This window comes from Flavobacterium muglaense, from assembly GCF_014305155.1.
Taxonomy (GTDB): domain Bacteria; phylum Bacteroidota; class Bacteroidia; order Flavobacteriales; family Flavobacteriaceae; genus Flavobacterium; species Flavobacterium muglaense.
The window spans coordinates 68,714-87,854 of sequence record NZ_JACRUK010000003.1 but is presented as its reverse complement, the minus strand read 5'-3'; the positions used below and the strand labels follow the sequence as shown (position 1 = coordinate 87,854).

At 35.7% G+C, this 19,141-nt stretch carries 14 protein-coding genes; 7 read left to right on the top strand and 7 right to left on the bottom strand.

What is annotated here, in order from left to right; genetic code table 11:
- Nucleotides 1–41: 41 nt before the first annotated feature.
- The gene (locus H8R24_RS02375; protein ID WP_187016991.1) at nt 42–1,328 is read right to left on the bottom strand and encodes an anthranilate synthase component I family protein; all 1,287 of its coding nucleotides are present in this window, start codon (nt 1,326–1,328) and stop codon (nt 42–44) included.
- 244 nt (nt 1,329–1,572) lie between these two features.
- On the opposite strand from H8R24_RS02375, the gene H8R24_RS02370 reads away from it, so the two are divergent.
- Nucleotides 1,573–1,950: a DoxX family membrane protein gene (locus H8R24_RS02370; RefSeq protein WP_187016992.1), complete on the top strand. Its 378-nt coding sequence runs from the start codon at nt 1,573–1,575 to the stop codon at nt 1,948–1,950.
- Between the two features lie 246 nt (nt 1,951–2,196).
- Nucleotides 2,197–3,090: a DUF4349 domain-containing protein gene (locus tag H8R24_RS02365; protein WP_187016993.1), complete on the top strand. Its 894-nt coding sequence runs from the start codon at nt 2,197–2,199 to the stop codon at nt 3,088–3,090.
- An 86-nt stretch (nt 3,091–3,176) separates the two neighbouring features.
- Here H8R24_RS02365 and lpdA read toward each other — a convergent pair whose 3' ends face one another.
- Nucleotides 3,177–4,580, bottom strand: a complete 1,404-nt coding sequence (gene lpdA, locus H8R24_RS02360) for a dihydrolipoyl dehydrogenase (RefSeq protein ID WP_187016994.1) — start codon at nt 4,578–4,580, stop codon at nt 3,177–3,179.
- Between the two features lie 152 nt (nt 4,581–4,732).
- A complete protein-coding gene (locus H8R24_RS02355; RefSeq protein WP_187016995.1) occupies nt 4,733–5,191 on the bottom strand; it encodes an Lrp/AsnC family transcriptional regulator in 459 nt (152 codons plus the stop codon).
- Nucleotides 5,192–5,479: 288 nt separating this feature from the next.
- Between H8R24_RS02355 and H8R24_RS02350 the strand changes: the two genes are divergently transcribed.
- On the top strand, nt 5,480–6,682 hold the full coding sequence (locus H8R24_RS02350) for an aminotransferase class I/II-fold pyridoxal phosphate-dependent enzyme (protein ID WP_187016996.1): 1,203 nt from the start codon (nt 5,480–5,482) through the stop codon (nt 6,680–6,682).
- A gap of 71 nt (nt 6,683–6,753) precedes the next feature.
- Here the strand turns inward: H8R24_RS02350 and H8R24_RS02345 are convergent, their stop codons facing one another.
- Together H8R24_RS02345 and H8R24_RS02340 are read right to left on the bottom strand one after the other, a co-directional pair.
- Nucleotides 6,754–7,281, bottom strand: a complete 528-nt coding sequence (locus H8R24_RS02345) for a PaaI family thioesterase (protein WP_187016997.1) — start codon at nt 7,279–7,281, stop codon at nt 6,754–6,756.
- A 194-nt stretch (nt 7,282–7,475) separates the two neighbouring features.
- Nucleotides 7,476–7,979, bottom strand: a complete 504-nt coding sequence (locus H8R24_RS02340) for a hypothetical protein (RefSeq protein WP_187016998.1) — start codon at nt 7,977–7,979, stop codon at nt 7,476–7,478.
- 347 nt (nt 7,980–8,326) lie between these two features.
- On the opposite strand from H8R24_RS02340, the gene H8R24_RS18455 reads away from it, so the two are divergent.
- Nucleotides 8,327–8,698, top strand: coding sequence for a DUF7793 family protein (locus H8R24_RS18455; protein ID WP_449404287.1), 372 nt, complete (start codon nt 8,327–8,329; stop codon nt 8,696–8,698).
- Nucleotides 8,699–8,793: 95 nt separating this feature from the next.
- Here the strand turns inward: H8R24_RS18455 and H8R24_RS02335 are convergent, their stop codons facing one another.
- On the bottom strand, nt 8,794–10,752 hold the full coding sequence (locus H8R24_RS02335; protein WP_187016999.1) for an amino acid permease: 1,959 nt from the start codon (nt 10,750–10,752) through the stop codon (nt 8,794–8,796).
- 414 nt (nt 10,753–11,166) lie between these two features.
- The gene (locus H8R24_RS02330) at nt 11,167–14,082 is read right to left on the bottom strand and encodes an FAD-binding and (Fe-S)-binding domain-containing protein (RefSeq protein ID WP_187017000.1); all 2,916 of its coding nucleotides are present in this window, start codon (nt 14,080–14,082) and stop codon (nt 11,167–11,169) included.
- Between the two features lie 376 nt (nt 14,083–14,458).
- On the opposite strand from H8R24_RS02330, the gene H8R24_RS02325 reads away from it, so the two are divergent.
- The 3 genes from H8R24_RS02325 (at nt 14,459) to H8R24_RS02315 (ending at nt 19,003) form a co-directional block, all read left to right on the top strand.
- On the top strand, nt 14,459–16,036 hold the full coding sequence (locus H8R24_RS02325) for a glycoside hydrolase family 10 protein (protein ID WP_187017001.1): 1,578 nt from the start codon (nt 14,459–14,461) through the stop codon (nt 16,034–16,036).
- A complete protein-coding gene (locus tag H8R24_RS02320) occupies nt 16,020–17,285 on the top strand; it encodes an MFS transporter (RefSeq protein WP_187017002.1) in 1,266 nt (421 codons plus the stop codon). Before H8R24_RS02325 ends, H8R24_RS02320 begins: the two co-directional genes overlap by 17 nt.
- Before the next feature lie 122 nt (nt 17,286–17,407).
- Nucleotides 17,408–19,003 carry a glycoside hydrolase family 3 protein gene (locus H8R24_RS02315; RefSeq protein WP_187017003.1) on the top strand — a complete coding sequence of 532 codons (1,596 nt, stop codon included), beginning with the start codon at nt 17,408–17,410 and terminating at the stop codon, nt 19,001–19,003.
- Nucleotides 19,004–19,141 lie beyond the last annotated feature (138 nt).

Here is a 19,141-nt window from a genome sequence, read left to right as displayed (position 1 = left end):
AAAATAAAGATTATAATCTGAAAACGATTGCTGCTTACTACTTATTCTAGCACCTCGCGCATGGCTTTCGCTTTCAGCAAACATTCGGCGTATTCAGATTCGGGTATCGAAAGCGAAGTGATCGCGCTTCCTACCGAGAAGGATACGTATTTCTTGTCCTGATTGTACAAAATACTACGAATCACCACGTTAAAATCGAAGTCGCCATTTGGCTTAAAATAGCCTACCGCACCGCTGTACAAGCCGCGTTTGGTTTCTTCAAGTTCTTCGATAATTTTCATAGCGGCAATCTTAGGAGCGCCCGTCATACTCCCCATAGGAAAAGTCGTTTTAAGAGCGTCTATCGCTGTGTATTGAAAATCTAACTTGGAGGTGATGGTCGAAATCATTTGGTGCACCTGCAGGAATGAATACAGACCACACAGTTCTTTTACAGTGACAGTACCACGTTGTGCAGTATGTGATAAATCGTTCCGAACGAGATCTGTGATCATAATATTCTCGGCTCTTTCTTTCGGGTCTACAGCTAGATTATTCTTAGATGCCTCATCTTCGACTGGATCAAGATAGCGCTTAGCTGTTCCTTTTATCGGTTGCGAAATCAACAGTTCACCTTCCTTTTTTAAATACCGTTCTGGCGAAGCAGAAAGTAAATACTGTTTATTATTTTTAAAAAAGACTGCAAATGGGGGTTGTGATATTTCGTTTAATTTTAAAAATTTTTCCAATGGATCAATAACCGCATCTGTCGCATAAAACTCCATACAAAAATTGGCCTCATACAGATCTCCCTGTTGGATATACCGTAACATTGCAGCAATTTTGGTTAAGTACGCTTCCTTTGAAACCCGTTGTTGAATTTCTAGCTTCTGCTTGTTTTCAGTTTCTAAAGCAACTACTTGTTCGATTTCGATAAAATCCATCTCAAACTCATCATCACACATATTAAGATAGTGCAATTCAAGTTGATTGCCTTTTAACAAAAATATCTTTTTAGGTTGAAAGAAAAACAAATCTGGAAACTCGAGACCGTCAAATTTACTGGAAACTAATTGCTCCACATCGTTTTTTAAATCATAAGACAAATACCCAAAAAGCCAATCCTGAGTGGTTTGTTGGTATTGCTTTAAATCTTCGAAGGCATTATAAGTATCTGTTTTTATCGAAGTAAGCGCATCTACCGCCAAAATACAGTCGTAATTTGAATATTTTTGTGGATAATCGTTGCTATCCAGGAAAGTAACTTCGCGGAATTGCTGCGACCAAACTAAAAGTTGTTTTTTGAACAATTTGGTATTCGAAATGGACTTATAAACGGATGTTCTCAAAAATAGCGGCTTTAAAATCCAAAATTACGATAAAAAAAAAGCTTTAATATGGCATTCTACTAAAAAACAACCCATAATTTTTGTAAATTTACAATAACATCCTGTTTTTAAACCACTTAAACAGCAACATCTTAAATTACAGCATGCCTTAATCCTTTTTACGGGACCTCAACATATCGACAACATATTTAACTCGTGTCCTGAAAAAGTAATACTCAATATTTAACCAATAAACCTAAATATTATGAAAATTGCTAACATTATTATTCGGACTTTGCTTGGGCTTCTATTTCTTTTTACCTCCATTAGTTATTTCTTTCATTTAATGCCAGAACCAGCTTCAACTGGTGAATTCAAAGCCTTTCAAGTAGGTATTGTTGCTTCGACCTATTTATTACCCTTAGCTAAAGGAATTGAATTATTATGTGGATTATCATTTGTGACCGGTAAATACATGACAATGGCAAACCTTATGATTTTCCCAGTTACACTCAATATACTACTCATCAATTACTTCTTGACTCCCGAAAACTTACCGCTCGCTATATTCGTATTTCTAGGGAACATCTTTTTAATCTTTACCCATTGGGAAAACTACAAAGGCCTTTTTAAAGCAGATTAACCGCTTTTATAGATCAACATTAAAACCGACTTATTAAAACAGGTCGGTTTTTTTTGTGGCTATTAATCCAAAAATACACAAAAGAGCATCGGAAAAAAAATATCGAATTAAACCATTGAAAAACAATTACATAGTTGCTTGTTAATTATTATATAAAAGAATTTTTCGTGTTTAAAATAATAATACATTTGAAAGAAAAATAACAATAAAAAAAATCCATTCACATTTACACCCCAAAAAAAAACCATGACAAAAATTGTAAAATTAGGCTTAACAGTAGTAGCAATTGTTACGCTTATTATTTCTTGTAAAAAAGGCGAAGCTTCAGAAGAAATGGCTGATGTAAAACAAACAGACAGCATTGCATCCTCCTCTGCCGCAGTTGAAAAACCAGGGAGCACGCGCAAGTTCATTAGAACAGCCGACTTAAAATTTAAAGTGAAAGATGTGACCAAATCTACTTATGCGATTGAAAACATCACCAATAAATTTAACGGTTTTGTTACCTACACTAATTTACAAAGTACAATAACTGAAAAATTTGAGACAAATATAAGTAAAGACAGCACACTTGAAACGACCAAGTACACGGTAGAAAATAGCATTACAATTAGGGTTCCTAACACAAGACTAGATACCGTTATAAAATCGATTGCAAAACAAATTGATTTTCTTGATTATCGTGTGATCAAAGCCGATGATGTTTCGTTAAAAATGCTTTCGAATCAAATGGCACAAAACAGAAGCAGTAATCAAGAAAAAAGAGTTGAAAAAGCTATTGATACCAAAGGAAAAAAGATAAATGATATTATTGAAGCCGAAAATACGCTAGCAAATCAAAAAGAACAAAAAGACAATAGCAAACTAGACAATTTATCCTTGAATGATCAAGTAAATTTCAGCACCTTGACCATTGAAATTTACCAACATGAATCATTAAAACAACAAATGCATGCAAGCTCAAAAGATGCTAATTTTTACAAACCAAACATTGGTATTCGTATCTTGGACTCACTTAGCTCTGGATGGTATGTTTTATTGAATATTATTGCATTTATATTCGAGATCTGGTGGTTTCCATTCTTAGGACTAATCGCGTATTTTGTTTACAAAAAATTCTTTAAAAAGGAAAAAGAATAACTCCAGTTATCCAAATATTTATTCATAAAAAACCCCAGTCAAATTAAATTTTGACTGGGGTTTTGTTATATAAAAACAGTGAATTACTATACGTGTAATGCTCTATTATCAGTTGCTGCTAATGCTGCTTCTTTTACTGCTTCCGCAAAAGTAGGGTGTGCGTGAGACATTCTTGAAATATCTTCGGCAGAGGCTTTGAATTCCATTGCTACAACTGCTTCGGCAATTAAATCAGCTGTTCTTGCTCCAATCATGTGAACTCCTAAAACTTCATCTGTTTTTGCATCAGCAAGGATTTTTACAAATCCATCCAAGTCAGCACTTGCTCTAGCACGACCTAATGCTTTAAAAGGAAAGCTTCCTGATTTATATGCAATTCCAGCTTCTTTCAACTGTTCTTCTGTTTGTCCTACAGCAGCCACTTCTGGCCAAGTGTAAACAACACCAGGAATCAAGTTGTAATCAATATGTGGTTTTTGACCTGCAATTAACTCAGCCACCATTGTACCTTCTTCTTCTGCTTTGTGTGCTAACATTGCTCCACGAACCACATCACCAATAGCGTAGATATTAGGAACATTAGTTTGTAAATGATCGTTTACTTCCACTTGTCCTCTGTCTGAAATTTTAACTCCAGCTTTGTCAGCATTCAATCCATCCGTATAAGGACGACGCCCTACAGAAACCAATGCATAATCTCCTTCAAGAGTGATCGTTTCCCCTTTAGCATTTTCGGCTTGAACAGTAACAACGTCACCAGCTCTTTCTACTGATTTTACTTTATGAGAAACGTAGAATTTCATTCCCTGTTTCTTTAGTACTTTTGTCAATTCTTTAGACAATGAACTGTCCATTCCAGGAATGATACGGTCCATGTACTCTACTACAGAAACTTGCGCTCCTAAACGTAGATATACTTGTCCTAACTCAATACCAATAACTCCACCACCAATGATCACCAAATGTTTAGGAACCTCAGGCAATTTTAAAGCTTCAGTAGAAGTGATGATTCTTTCTTTATCAATTGTAATAAAAGGTAAAGATGATGGTTTAGAACCTGTAGCAATAATGATGTTTTTTGCTTCAATAGTTTCTGTAGTTCCATCTGCTTTTGCAACTGCAACGTGAGTAGCATCTACAAAAGAACCTGTACCTTCAAGAACAGTAATTTTATTTTTATCCATCAGGTATTTTACACCACCAGATGTTTGGTCAACAACTGCTTGTTTGCGAGCAACCATTTTTTCCAAGTTTACTTTTACTTCACCAGTAAGTTCGATTCCGTGATCAGCAAAGTGCTTAATTTCAGCATAATGATGCGAAGATGCCAACATTGCCTTTGAAGGAATACATCCTACATTAAGACAAGTTCCTCCTAAAGTTGAATATTTTTCGATAATTGCAGTGTTGAAACCTAGTTGTGCACAACGAATTGCCGACACATATCCTCCTGGACCAGAACCTATAATGATTACGTCAAATGAACTCATAGTATATTTTTTTATATGTAAATTAAATTTTCGAAGTACAAAATTAAGGAATTAAGTTTTGTTTAAAGTTTAAAGTTGAAGCTTTTTTGTTATGATTTTATTTAATCATTGATTATTTCGCTCTTAAACGATCTTTATAGCTCGTTTACATATTAAATTGTCACTACAGTAGTATTTTTTACCTCACTTATCATAAAAGTGCTTTGCGTACTTCCTATGTGCTGAAGCGTCGTTAACTTAGTTACCAAAAATTCGCGATAGGCTTCCATATCCTTGACCACTATTTTTAAAATATAATCGTAATCACCGCTTACGTGATGGCATTCTAGTACTTCATGTAGTTTTACCACTTCGCTCTCAAAATGTGTGAGGAATTCATGCGAATGCTGAATCAATTTTAAATGACAAAAGACAACAAATCCCTTCTCTACTTTGGATTTATTAAGGACAACCACATACTTCTCTATGATGCCTTCGCGCTCTAGCTTCTTGATGCGTTCATAGACGGCAGTAACTGAAAGATTGAGTTTTAAGGATAATTCTTTGTTGGTTCTCTTACTATCTGTTTGTAGTAATAAAAGGAGTTTTTTATCAATTGGGTCTAATGTCATGCGTTGCTTGAATTTGGATTTTGAAATATAATCTATAAAAAATGCATTTTTTCATTTTAAACAGAAAATTAAATTGTAAAAATACTTATTTATAGTTTAAAAAACTATATCAAATAACTATGATTGATTATTAATCTATAAATACTTTATTTTGAATTGGGTTTATTGAGTAATCAAAAACGCCTAGCCCAGATAGTAGCGGCATCCTTTATTTTTTTTCTTAAAAAAATAAAGATATAGCGGATAGCTGGAAATAGCTTCTAAAAACAATTCAAAAAACATATAACAATGGACAATTTTAATCCTGCAGACAACATTCAAGACTTACAGTATTTTGGTGAATTTGGTGGTGTAAACCCCTCAATATCCGACTCATCGACCTATACCTTTTTATCAGCAAAAACAATGTTTGATACTTTTGAAGGTAATATGGAAGGTTGTTATTTGTATTCCCGTCACTCCTCGCCTAGTAATTTGTACCTAGACAAAGCCTTAGCTGCAATGGAAGGTACGGAAACAGCCAATGTATCGGCCTCAGGAATGGGAGCAATTACGCCTACTTTATTGCAATTGTGTGGCGCGGGAGACCATATTGTATCAAGTAGAACAATTTACGGAGGGACTTATGCTTTCTTGAAGAATTTTGCTCCAAGAATGGGTATCAAAACCACTTTTGTAGACATTACAAAACTAGATTTGGTTGAAGCGGCGATTACGCCAGATACTAAAGTATTGTATTGTGAAACGGTGAGTAACCCTTTACTAGAAGTGGCCGATATTGCTGGATTGTCTAAAATTGCCAAGAAACACAATTTAACATTAGTAGTTGATAATACGTTTTCTCCACTATCTGTAACACCTATTAAATTAGGTGCCGATATTGTGATTCATTCTCTGACCAAATACATCAACGGAAGTAGCGATACTGTGGGTGGTGTTACTTGTGCATCGCAAGAATTTATCAACAGTTTGAAGGATGTAAATAGTGGTGCGAGTATGCTACTAGGTCCTACAATGGACAGTATGCGTTCTGCGAGTGTGATGAAAAACATGCGCACATTGCACTTGAGAATTAAACAGCACAGTTACAATGCGGCTTACTTAGCAGAGCGTTTTGAAAAAGACGGACTTAAAACGGTATACCCCGGCTTAGCAAGTCACCCAAGCCATAAAATATATGCATCGATGATTAATCCAGAATATGGTTTTGGAGGAATGATGACACTAGACGTAGGTTCTTTGGCGAAAGCCAATGAATTAATGGAACTCATGCAAGCTAAAAACTTAGGATATCTAGCGGTAAGTTTAGGATTTTACAAAACGTTGTTTAGCGCTCCTGGAACTTCTACATCAAGTGAAATTCCGCTAGAAGAGCAAGCAGAAATGGGCTTAACAGATGGACTGATTCGTTTTTCGATAGGTCTTGACAATGATATTGAAAGAACGTACCAAATGATGAAAGCTTGCATGCAAGAACTTTCTATTCTATAACTTTTTTTAGTTGTTTACTGTAGTTAAATCCGCTTGGGAGTGATCTTGAGCGGATTTCTATTTTTACCTCCTTATTCTCGGTTTTTCAATCTCTTTTTTTCTCTAAAGAACGATTTCTCGGCAATGTAGATCGTTTTTCTCACTTCGCAGTACACAACAGATCGGTCCTGATTAGTCAATTGAGTGATTTTAGTCACTTCAATTTCATTCTCAGTAGCTACTCTATTCAATATATCTTCGACCTCTATTGTTGTATAAATAAAATCGGCATATAAATTCTCTTTGGCTGGTTTCTTAAAATAAATTTCGGCCGACTTGTCCCAAACCACAAAGTCATCACCCAAAAGATGCATCAATTGAATCATAGGAATAGGGTCCACCGCGGCAAACATACTCCCTCCAAAAATAGAATTGACATAATTCTTGTTCTTGTAGCTAATAGGCAACTTGATGGTAACATTCAATAAATCTTCGGATATAGCAACAATCCTAGCCGTGCTTCTGCGATACATAGGTGAATAATTGAAACCGTGCTTAAAGAGTTTGCTTTTCCCAATGAACTTACCACCAAAATCGGCTAATTTTTTATATACTGACATTTTTTTGTTTATTAATTCTTTACTATTATTTTGTAACCTTTAGACAGTGTTCAAGATCTTACGAATTATATAGTCCAATTGCCAAATATCCCTTTTCTTTCGCAAATAATGAAGGGTTTTATAATCCGTTAGAAGTTAATCTATAAAAATTGGCTAAAGTAGACATCCTGTTTTCTAATTCACCCCCCCCTAACTTACTTTTTATCAATGTATTTGGCAATTTGTTCACCATTAGTCAAAAGCAAATAACCTATAATTATTTTTATGAAATGATAGATTAACCAATTTGCATCGCCATATTCTTTGAATAATAATTTCTGTTGGAAAAATCGAAACAAACCTTCACAAAAGTGAGGTATGCTTTCCACAATAATCAACCCACCCATAATAATGCTCGCAATCGTTAAAACAGTTGTGGCTTTGACATTCAACTCTATTCGCTCTTCAGTAAAATGATGTGCAAGTTGTAACTTATCAATAATCCACTGCGACTTAAATAAAAAAAGCCTGATCACAATGAAATAAATCACAATAGCAGCGCACAATATAAACCATACTGTTGCTAGACTTGCGGTATCTAAACTTCCATTTATAAAAGATAAAGTTGAATAAAACTGTGGCAGAATCGAAATGCAGTTAAATAATAACCATAATCCAATGATCTTAATTACTATGGTCCAAAAGGTTTTAATTAGCATCGATTTTTTAAAATTACATTTTTACAATAACTTCAAATATAAACAACTTCCCTCATAATCCTAATTTTTCAACTATTCGATAAAAACAAAAACCGCCGTAGTAAGAAAGTACCCTAAAACCTCATTTTTTATAATGCAAGCTACTAGTACCTTAAATTAAAAATGAAACCGTTTTAAATTTTATAAATTTTAAACTCAAAACAATCCTAGCAAAACCAAACATCATACAATAAATAACGTATTTTACTACATTTTAAAATAATACATACATTTAATCGATTTTATTAGCTTTTAATCGTTAGTCTAGCGCTGTTTTATTAGATTGCACCTCCCAATCCAATCAATCTATGTATACCTACAAAGTCTTCAACAATAAAAAAACGGATCATTTCATTCAGTTTGATTTTAAAGAAAATTCTAAAATAAACGAAGAATTATTATTTGAAATAAAAAATGTCAAACGAATAGAACTTGATGACAAAATTAAAAAATCGATCATTTTTGATCTGAGTAACACAACAGAAATTAAGTTTAGCAAACTAAACCTGATAAACCTAAAAATAGGCACAAAATTCAATAGCATACACAAAATAGCGTTTATAGCAAATACCGACAAGAGCAATAGACTCATGAATTTTATTGTCGCTAATTACAAATTCAAAATACCTATCGCTGTATTTCATATACGACATGCGGCTATAAAATGGCTAAAGACATAGTATACAACTTCAATATCATGCGATGTGATACAACAAAAAAAAACGTTTTGACTTCCATCAAAACGGTTTTTAAGCTTATTTCTTTTTGTGTGTTACTATAAGTGACTTAATTTACTATTTTTTCGGCTGTAGCCAAAGTAAATCAACAGACCGATAAGCAACCAGATGGTAAAGTAAATCCAGTTCCAAACACTTAACTCGGCCATCATGTACAAGCAACTCACTAATCCTAATAACGGAATCAATGACAGGTTTTCTTTAAAAGACCACATAGTCAATCCAATTAATGATAAAAGGAAAATCCACATTGGTATTTTGTGTTTGAACAAGCTGAATCCGCTTTCGTACTTTAAGCTATTATCAATTGGTAAACCCGCAACAACAGCAGCATATTTCACTTCATCATCTTGGTATTTACTCAGTAAATTTTCTAAATCTGGTTTCCCTACAGTATTCTTATCTGTATCTATACGCACTAAATAAGCATATACTTTTTGAGACTCTTCTTTATTTAGAGAAGTAATTATTGTTTCGGCTTTATTCGTTTGTGTTTCATTCATGACGAAACCCATCGTCGCTTTACTATTAAACTGAAAAGCATAAAACAACCCTGCAGCTAATAAAAACGGAACAACATATTTAGAATTTACATAAGGCGTTTTAAACTTCCCTCTAGGAATGTCTTTTTTATTTTGCAAAACCAAAACTCCTGCACAAACCAATACAAAGGCAAATAAAGTACCAATACTACATAAATCCGTTACCATGGTCAAGTTCAAGAACAGCGCTGGTATAGCAACAACAAACCCAGTCACAATTGTAGCATAAGAGGGGGTTTTGTATTTAGGGTGTACTCTTGAGAAACGTTTTGGCAACAAACCGTCGCGACTCATGCTCATCCAGATACGTGGCTGTCCCATTTGAAAAACTAATAATACACTCGCCATGGCAATCACAGCGCTTACCCCTATAATAGCCGACATTACTTTTAAGTCTAGCTTGGCAAATACAAATAATAAAGGATCCCCCACATTCAAGTCCGCATAACTTACCATTCCTGTTAAGACCAAGGCGATAATGATATATAAAACAGTACATATAATAATGGCCCACATCATTCCTTTTGGTAAATCACGTTGTGGATTTTCACATTCTTCTGCAGTGGTTGATATGGCGTCAAAACCAATATAAGCAAAGAAAACAGCCGAAACTCCTTTCAAGACACCACCTACTCCATTGGGAGCAAAAGGGGTCCAATTGTCAACATCTATATAAAAAGCTCCAACCGCAATGACTAATAAAATTATACACAATTTTACAATTACCATCATATTACTCGCATTACGAGATTCTTTCATACCGCGATAAACTAAGGCTGTAATCAAAACAATGATGAATAAAGCCGGAATATCAGCAACAAAATGAAAAGAACCAATCGTAGGAGCAGTGGTCCAAGCTCTGTATGCCGACTGCAAACCAGTACTTAAATTTTCAAATGATTTTCCACCTTGCATTAAAGCAGTAGCATCTTTAAACCCATTAGAAGCCGTTAGGTAATCCATTTGAGCCCAATCAGCAATGAGTTGTAAATTAAAATGATAGTTATGATTGAGGTTATTGATGATATTATCCATCAAACTGGTAAAATAATCACTCCAGGATATCGCTACGGTAATATTCCCGATGGCATATTCCATAATTAGCGCCCAGCCAATAATCCAAGCCATTAATTCTCCAAAAGCAACATACGAATACGTATACGCACTTCCCGAAACAGGTACCATTGAAGCAAACTCAGCATAAGCAAATGCAGCAAAACTACATGCTATAGCAGTAAACAAAAATAAAAAAATCACGGCAGGACCACCATCATAACTGGCTTTTCCTATGGTACTAAAAATTCCTGCACCAATGATTGCTGCAATACCAAAAGCAGCGAGATCTCTCGCTTTAAGGTGCTTGCCTAATGCATTATGCCCGTCAGCATTATTTTTTTCTACCTGTGCTAAGATGTCTTGCACTGTTTTTTTTCTAAACAAACTCGAAAGTGCCATAATCAGGAAATTGTTAGTATAAATTAATATTGTATAATAATTGAGCCTTTATTTTGAAAATAATGCATGTTTTAATAAAAATCCAAATGTATAAAACAATTTTAATTATCAATGATTTTAGGTAATATTTTTAATTATATAATTAAAATAAGTCAAAAACAACTTTACGTGCTGACAAATAAGTCAATTAGTATTGTTTAATTCGCACTTAAAAATAATAATTCAACTACCTAAGAACATAAAATCACATCATAGGATTTTCAGCTTGCAAAGTCTGTACGTCTTTTACTTTATAAACTGCCGCAGATCCATCCTTTCCAACTTTTACTCTACAGCAAAAAAATAAAAGATTGACAGATACTATTGCTCTGTATTCGATTGTCCCCTTTTTTTAAAGACCTAATGCATTGCTTATTACTTCAAACAACTTCTTAAAATAGAAACTGGATGTTGAGCCTTCCTACTGGTACCGTCAAAAATTTGATGCCTACAACTCGTACCAGCAGCTGCAATAGCTGTGGATTGCTCTGTTCCTCTAATTTTAGGAAACAAAGTATCCTCTCCCATTTGCATACTAATCTCGTAATGTTCTTTTTCATACCCAAAAGAACCCGCCATACCGCAACAACCCGAATTATAAATGGTTACTTTATTATTTGTAGGCACATTTAGCATCGCAAAACTAGCTTCAACTGTACTCAATGATTTTTGATGACAATGCCCGTGTATTTTAATTTGCTTTTCTTCATTTGAAAACTGAGCAGCATGAATTCTACCACTTTCAATTTCACGCTTGAAAAACTCTTCTACCGTTAAGCAGTTTTTAGCTAATTTTTCGGCGGCAGTCTTATCATCAGCCAGTCGTAAATATTCATCTCTAAACGTCAATATTGCTGATGGTTCGATTCCGATCAAAGGGATTTCTACAGTTACAATCGGTGCAAAAATTGAAACGTTTTTATTAGCAATTACTTTTGCTTCTTCCAGGAAACCTTTAGATATATAAGCTCTTGCGCTTTCCTCATGATTGATCACTAAAACTTCGTACCCCAATTGCGTTAACAATTCGTAGGCATCAATTCCTACTTGAACATCATAGTAATTAGTAAACTCATCGCAAAACAAAGAAACTCGTCCGTTTACAAAGTCAGCAGCGGTCTTTTTACTTTTATTGCTATCAAGCCATTTTCTAAATGTTTTGGGAGCTAGTAAAGGCACTTCACGCTTTGCAGCCACACCCATTCCTTTTTTCACTAAAGGTTGATTCACTAAAAAATTAGTCAACCCAGGAAAAATGCTTCCTAACTTATTCAGTTTGGCATTATTGGCAAAAATTTTATTTCGTAGACTAAATCCATTTGCTTTTTGGTATTGGTATAAAAACTCCGACTTTAATGCGGCTACATCTACATTAGAGGGGCATTCGCTAGCGCAAGCTTTACAACTCACACACAATTCAAAGACCTCATATAGCTCTTTGTGGTTGAATTTATTCTCTTTTTCTGATTGGGTTAAATATTCTCGTAACGCATTTGCTCTTGCGCGTGTCGTATCTTTTTCATTTTTAGTAGCTCGGTAACTAGGACACAAAGTCCCTCCTGCCGATGCCGGTTTTCTACAATCACCAGAACCATTGCATTTCTCTGCCAATCTTAAAATCCCCATACTATCTGAGAAATCTTGAATGGTCTGAATTTCTGGCTCGGCTCTTCCGGGTTCAAAACGCAGCTTTTCATCCATTTTTGAGGCATTTACAATCTTCCCAATATTTAAAACCGAGTACGGGTCAAAAGCTAATTTAATGCGCTTCAATAATTCGTAGTTTTTATCCCCAATCATAAACGGCAAAAATTCCCCACGAACAATACCATCACCATGCTCACCACTTAACGAACCCCTGTATTTTTTAACTAGATGAGCCACCTCAGTAGCAATGTTTCTAAATTGATAAACGCCTTCTTTGGTTTTTAAATTCAGCACCGGACGCAAGTGTATCTCTCCTGCTCCGGCATGTGCGTAGTAAATTGCTTCTTGTCCGTGACGCGCCATCATGGCCGAGAAATCGGCGATATAATTGGGTAAATCACTTAATTCTACTGCAGTATCCTCAATAGAATCAGCCGCTTTATCGTCCCCTACTATACTGCCCAAAAGCCCTAAACCTGCTTTACGCAATTCATTGATTTTATCAATATCGGCACCATAAATTTTAGGCAACGCATAGCCAAAATCATGCAGTTCTAAATCGGCAATCAATGCATTGGCTTGTATCTCGGCATCTTCCATACTAACGTACGACCCAACTTCCATCATAATAACCGCCTTGGGATCTCCTTGTATAAAAAATCGGTTTTTAGCTTGCTCTCTGTTGGTCTTTGTACAATTTAGAATCGTATCATCCATCATTTCACAAGTGTACAAATGATGTTTCATGGCCGTAACTACAGCTTCTAGACTTTCTTGAATGGTATAAAAATGAGCGACCACCATCACATTATTCGTTGGAGGCAAGACATCAACTTTCAAAGTCACCTCGGTAGTAAAAGCCAGTGTTCCCTCGCTACCACAAAGTAATTTACCTACATTTATTGTAGATTCATTTCCTCCAAAAAGATTCGATTTCAATAAAATATCAACTGCATAACCCGTATTTCTTCGGTGAATTTCTGGTTTTGGAAATTCATTTTTAATTTCCTCCTGAGTTGCAGTATTTCTTAACTCCTCGTGCAACTTTCGATAAATAGCATTTTCAAGTGTATCTCCTATTGTTTTTTCGATAAAAGCCTCCGAACTCAATTCGCCAAAAACAACCTCAGTCCCATCACTTAGCACTGCTTTAATTTCCACAATTTTATCTCTCGTAACGCCGTATCGAATCGATGTGGTTCCTGATGAGTTATTCCCTACCATACCGCCTATCATGCAGCGACTAGAAGTAGAAGTATTGGGTCCAAAAAACAATCCATGTGGTTTTAAAAACAAGTTTAACTCATCTCGTATCACCCCAGGTTGCACGGTTACCGTTTGTTTTTCTTTGTCAAAATGCACTATCTCCGTAAAATATTTTGAAACATCAACAATGATTCCGCTACCCACCGTTTGTCCCGCTAGCGAGGTTCCCGCCGTTCTAGGAGTCAACGAAAGGTTGTTTTTTCGTGCAAATTGCAACAATTTTACAATATCGGCATTCGTCTTTGGCAAAGCAACTGCCTCAGGCATAATTCGATAGGCCGACGCATCAGTTGCGTACAAAATTTTATGAAGTCGGTCGTATAAAAGTGTTCCGTCTAGCGATTGCGATAAGGACTCGAACTGTTGTAAAATTGACATGGAAAGGCAGTATTTTAGATAAAGGACAAATATAAATAATAGTAGTTTACCGATTTGCAAATTCTCACACTAGTTCTATTTTTTATTTTCTGGAGCTATTCCCAGCATTCGTTTCAAGCTTTTTGGTCTCAAACCCTTTTTCTAGCTGCGGTCAGGAGCTTCTTGCAGTCGCTCTGCCCGCACCAGAAAAAAGTGGTTTTCAACCTACAAAGGCTTTACACTCCTGTTGGGGCTAGGGCATTTGTATCCATAAAAACCTGCTGGTAAAATATTGGCTCAAATTTTGCAACAGCCTCCACAATGCAATTTTCTACTAAATAATCCAGTATAATTCATCAAAAAACCTATTTTTGACACCTATTAAAAAGTCCTTAAAATGAAGCTTACAAAATCTTTCTTCCTTTTCTTAACTACTGTACTATTAATATGCTCCCTTGGAAACGCTCAAGAAACAGTGGCACATCCCAAAAGCGAATTCAGAGCCGTTTGGATTGCAACTGTTGTGAATATCGACTGGCCAAAAAATGGAATTGATTCGATAGAAAAACAAAAAGCCGACTATCTAGAAATTCTAGATACCTATAAAAAACTCAATTACAATGCTGTTATTGTACAAATACGAAGCGTAGGAGACGCCTTTTATCCTTCACAATTAGCACCTTGGTCAAAATACCTAACTGGAAAAGAAGGCAAAGCACCGGCTAATAATTTTGATCCACTGGCCTGGATGATCGACGAAGCCCATAATCGTGGTTTTGAATTTCATGCATGGCTAAACCCCTACCGCGCTACTATGGACTTAAACACGGCTGTTTTGAGCCCAACACACGACTTTTTCAAACATCCGGAATGGATGATTAAATATGGTGGCAAATATTATTACAATCCAGCATTACCCGAAGTGCAAACCCATTTAGTAAAAGTCGTGGACGAAGTGGTGACTAATTATGATATTGACGCCATACACTTTGATGATTATTTTTATCCGTACAAAATACCTGGAGAGCAATTCAACGACAGTCTATCGTATAAAAAATACAACAACGGACTCGCTCTAGACGACTGGAGACGGGACAATGTAAATGCATTTGTAAAATCATGTGCCATTGCCATAAAATCCAGAAAACCATGGGTACAATTTGGCATCAGTCCATTTGGAGTTTGGCGCAATAAATCCGTTGACCCAAAAGGATCAGACACCCAATCTGGGCAAACTAATTATGACGATTTATTTGCCGATGTGATGACTTGGATGGAATACAGTTGGGTTGATTACGTATTGCCTCAATTGTACTGGAGCATGGATCATCGTACCGCATCCTACAGTAAACTATTAAAATGGTGGTCCGAAAATTCAAAAAACACAGCTATCTATATTGGTAACAGCAGTTATAAAATCAACAGCGACTCAGATAAAAGATGGAATAATCCGTACGAAATTCCCAACCAAATAGACATTACACGTTCGTACAAAAACGTAAACGGAAACGCTTATTTCAGTGCCAAGTCATTTGTGAATAAAAACAAAGCCGTAACGGATATTTTGATGCAAAATCAATACAAATACCCCGCTTTGCCTTATGTGGTGCCTAACTCTAGAAAAGCTGTTACTGATATCCCTACTATTTTTAAAACAACAACTACAAATGATAACTCAACTGTTACTTTGCATTATCCAGTAGTGAGCAAGGTACGTTATGTAGTGGTTTATGAAGCCAAAAACGGCGCAAATTTAAACCTAAATGATGCGAGTCAAATTATAGATAAAATTGCAATCAAAGAAACAAAAGACACGATTAACATCGTTATAAAAAAAAATACCGAAGACAAAAAGAACCGATATGCCTTGACCTATATTGACTATTATGGCAATGAAAGTATGGCAACACCGGTTACGATAAAACCAGAAAAAAAACCAACTCAAACAGAAATAAAAAATGAAAGCAAACAATAGACCTTGGTTCTGGATACCTGTATTAAATTTTGCTTCAGGGCTGCCGTATGCTATTATAATTTCAGTTTCGGTAATCATGTATAAAAATCTGGGTATCAACAATGAAGATATCGGAGTTTACACCAGTCTTTTATACCTGCCATGGGTTATAAAACCGCTATGGAGTCCCTTTATCGATTTGTACGCAACCAAGCGAAAATGGTTTCTAGCTATGCAGTTACTAATCTCAATTGCGTTTTTAATCGTAGGATTTTCTATCCCTATGAATCATTTTTTCATCATTAGTTTGGTTATTTTTTGGGTGGCTGCTTTTGCATCTGCTTCAAACGATGTGGCAAGTGACGGATTTTATTTATTAGCACTAGAAAAAGACCAACAATCTTTTTTCCTAGGAATACGCAGTACTTTTTACCGTCTTTCTATGCTTACTGGAAATGGATTAATTGTGATAATAGGAGGTTACCTAGAACAAGAATATGGCGACAAACAAAAAGCATGGTCCTACACGATGATCATCGTAGGATTAATCATGACATTGATCACGATCTACAATTATTTTGCCACACCAAGAACCGAAAAAGCAATTATCAAAAATTCCGTTGAAGCTCAAAACGCCAGTTTCGGGACGGTATTTGCAAGCTTTTTCCAAAAGAAACAAATAGGAATTGTACTGGCTTTTATTTTATTATTCCGTTTAGGAGAGTCACAATTACTTAAAATGCTAACGCCTTTTTTAATTGACGATAAAGCAGTAGGAGGTCTCGGACTCACCACACAAGATGTGGGAATCATATATGGAACATTTGGAGTGTTTTCCTTAACTATTGGAGGAATACTAGGCGGAATAGTAATATCAAGAGATGGATTGACTAAATGGATGTTACCGATGATTCTAGCGATGCACTTGCCTATTCTTGGGTTTGTACTTTTAGCCCATTTTCATCCTGCCTCTGTTTATTACATTTATGCTACGGTCATTGCAGAGCAATTTGGCTATGGTTTTGGATTTGCCGCTTTTATGATGTACTTGATTTACGTTGCAGAAGGCGAATCAAAAACCTCCCACTACTCCATCGCGACTGGATTCATGGCATTAGGAATGATGCTCCCAGGAATGGCCAGCGGATTCATTCAAGAATATTTAGGATATGGCAACTTTTTCATTTGGGTGTTCCTTGCGACTATTCCAGGGCTTGTTCTTTCTCGTTTCTTAATATTCCCTAAAGATTTCGGGAAAAAATCTGAGTAAAAAATTTCCTAATCAAATCAGTTCTATCCGTTTTTCAAATGAAAATAAAAACGAATAAAAAAAGCACAAATCTTAGTGAACTTAGCGCCTCCTTTGCGTGCTTTGTGGTTAAATAAACACGTATGACTTTACAACATAAAATAGGACAATTCTTTTTTCCAGCAGTTTTCATCAATGATACCGAAGCGAACATTCAGGAAATGGAGCAATTGATTAAAACGTACAACATAGGTGGATTGACTTTTTTTCATAGTCGAGCTAGCGCAGCAACCAACTATGAAACCAAGAAAAAAATCGTATTTAATGACGACAGCTACCAGCGACTAAAAGACCTTATTGTTCGTTATCAAAAATGTGCTCCTACTCCATTATTAATGAGTATCGATGCCGAATGGGGTTTGGCCATGCGTGTCGAGAAAACACCGCAATATCCTTATGCAATCACATTAGGCGCTTTGCCTGAAAGTGAATCGCATTTGGTTTACGAAGTTGGGAAACAAATAGGACTTGATTTAAAGTCGGCTGGAATTCATTACAATCTAGCGCCATTGGCCGACATCAATAACAACCCTAATAATCCGGTGATTGGGTACCGTTCCTTTGGAGAAAACAAAGAAAAGGTAGCTCTTTTTGCTTTAGAATACTTGCGCGGAATGACTGATGTGGGTGTTTTAGGATGCTTAAAACATTTCCCTGGACATGGAAATACGAATGTCGATTCGCATTTGGGTTTGCCGGTTTTAAAAGAAAATTTAGAAGAATTATTAGCAAACGAATTATATCCGTTCATTAAAGGAATTAAAAACCAAGTCGATTCGATTATGATTGGTCATCTGGCTGTACCTGCTTTGAACGACGGAAAAGACACCTCGGCCACTTTATCCAAAAACATAATCGAGAACCTTTTGAGAAAGCGTTTAGGCTATGATGGTTTAGTGATTTCGGATGCGTTGAACATGCACAGTGTTTCAAAATTGTATGACAAAAAAGGCCAACTGGAATGGGAAGCTTTTAATGCAGGAAACGATGTTTTATGCTTTGCCGAAAATGTAGCCGAAGGAATTGATGAAATCTTAAAAAACGCAAGTCCTGAGCGCATTAACGAGAGTTATGAACGAATAATGAAATGCAAGAAACAAGTTGGCATACTAGCATCAACTGCTGCATCAGCCGTTTTAGATTTTGAAAAAGCATCAATTCTCAATAAAAAAGTAGCGGCAAACAGCTTGACTAAAATATCGGATAACGGGAGTACCAGCCTGCTTTTGGAGGCATCCGAAAAAGGAAAACTAGCCAAAATTAGTCTGTACAAACCTACGAATAATGCTTTTTTTCAAGATTTAAAAATAGATTTTCCTGCTGACGAATTTGCAATTGAAACAGACACATTAGACACCATTACTGCTTTAGAACAAAAGTTAGAGCCTTACGATAGTTTACTGATTTCATTATTTGTTCCAAAAGCGAAACCAATGAATAATTTTGATATTGATACGGAAGTTTTAACATTTTTAGAAGAAATATTTTTAACCAAAAAATGCGTTTTGTACGTCTTTGGAAATCCGTATGCTTTACAAGTAATTCCGAATCTAAAATCAGCTGTTGGTGTTGTTCAAGCTTACCAAGATTTTACCGAATTCCAACAAGTAGCAGCGCAGCAATTAATTGAAAATTCAGCCTGCAAAGGAACTCTCGCTGTGCATATTGAAGGATTATAACACAATGCGATAGGCAATTATTTTGATCGCTTCAATTTTTATTTTATTCGAATAAAACAGCACCAAAACAATTGTTTTTAAATTAATAAAATGCTGTTTTTACAAATGTGAAAAACAGCATTCCCATTATCCATAGCC

What these genes read in the sequence shown, in the direction of transcription:
- H8R24_RS18455 (WP_449404287.1), top strand. Translation starts at nt 8,327, where the DNA reads ATGTATACCTACAAAGTCTTCAACAATAAAAAAACGGATCATTTCATT.
- H8R24_RS02325 (WP_187017001.1), top strand. Translation starts at nt 14,459, where the DNA reads ATGAAGCTTACAAAATCTTTCTTCCTTTTCTTAACTACTGTACTATTA.
- H8R24_RS02345 (WP_187016997.1), bottom strand. Translation starts at nt 7,281, where the DNA reads ATGTCAGTATATAAAAAATTAGCCGATTTTGGTGGTAAGTTCATTGGG.
- H8R24_RS02340 (WP_187016998.1), bottom strand. Translation starts at nt 7,979, where the DNA reads ATGCTAATTAAAACCTTTTGGACCATAGTAATTAAGATCATTGGATTA.
- H8R24_RS02365 (WP_187016993.1), top strand. Translation starts at nt 2,197, where the DNA reads ATGACAAAAATTGTAAAATTAGGCTTAACAGTAGTAGCAATTGTTACG.
- H8R24_RS02335 (WP_187016999.1), bottom strand. Translation starts at nt 10,752, where the DNA reads ATGGCACTTTCGAGTTTGTTTAGAAAAAAAACAGTGCAAGACATCTTA.
- lpdA (WP_187016994.1), bottom strand. Translation starts at nt 4,580, where the DNA reads ATGAGTTCATTTGACGTAATCATTATAGGTTCTGGTCCAGGAGGATAT.
- H8R24_RS02350 (WP_187016996.1), top strand. Translation starts at nt 5,480, where the DNA reads ATGGACAATTTTAATCCTGCAGACAACATTCAAGACTTACAGTATTTT.
- H8R24_RS02315 (WP_187017003.1), top strand. Translation starts at nt 17,408, where the DNA reads ATGACTTTACAACATAAAATAGGACAATTCTTTTTTCCAGCAGTTTTC.
- H8R24_RS02320 (WP_187017002.1), top strand. Translation starts at nt 16,020, where the DNA reads ATGAAAGCAAACAATAGACCTTGGTTCTGGATACCTGTATTAAATTTT.
- H8R24_RS02370 (WP_187016992.1), top strand. Translation starts at nt 1,573, where the DNA reads ATGAAAATTGCTAACATTATTATTCGGACTTTGCTTGGGCTTCTATTT.
- H8R24_RS02355 (WP_187016995.1), bottom strand. Translation starts at nt 5,191, where the DNA reads ATGACATTAGACCCAATTGATAAAAAACTCCTTTTATTACTACAAACA.
- H8R24_RS02330 (WP_187017000.1), bottom strand. Translation starts at nt 14,082, where the DNA reads ATGTCAATTTTACAACAGTTCGAGTCCTTATCGCAATCGCTAGACGGA.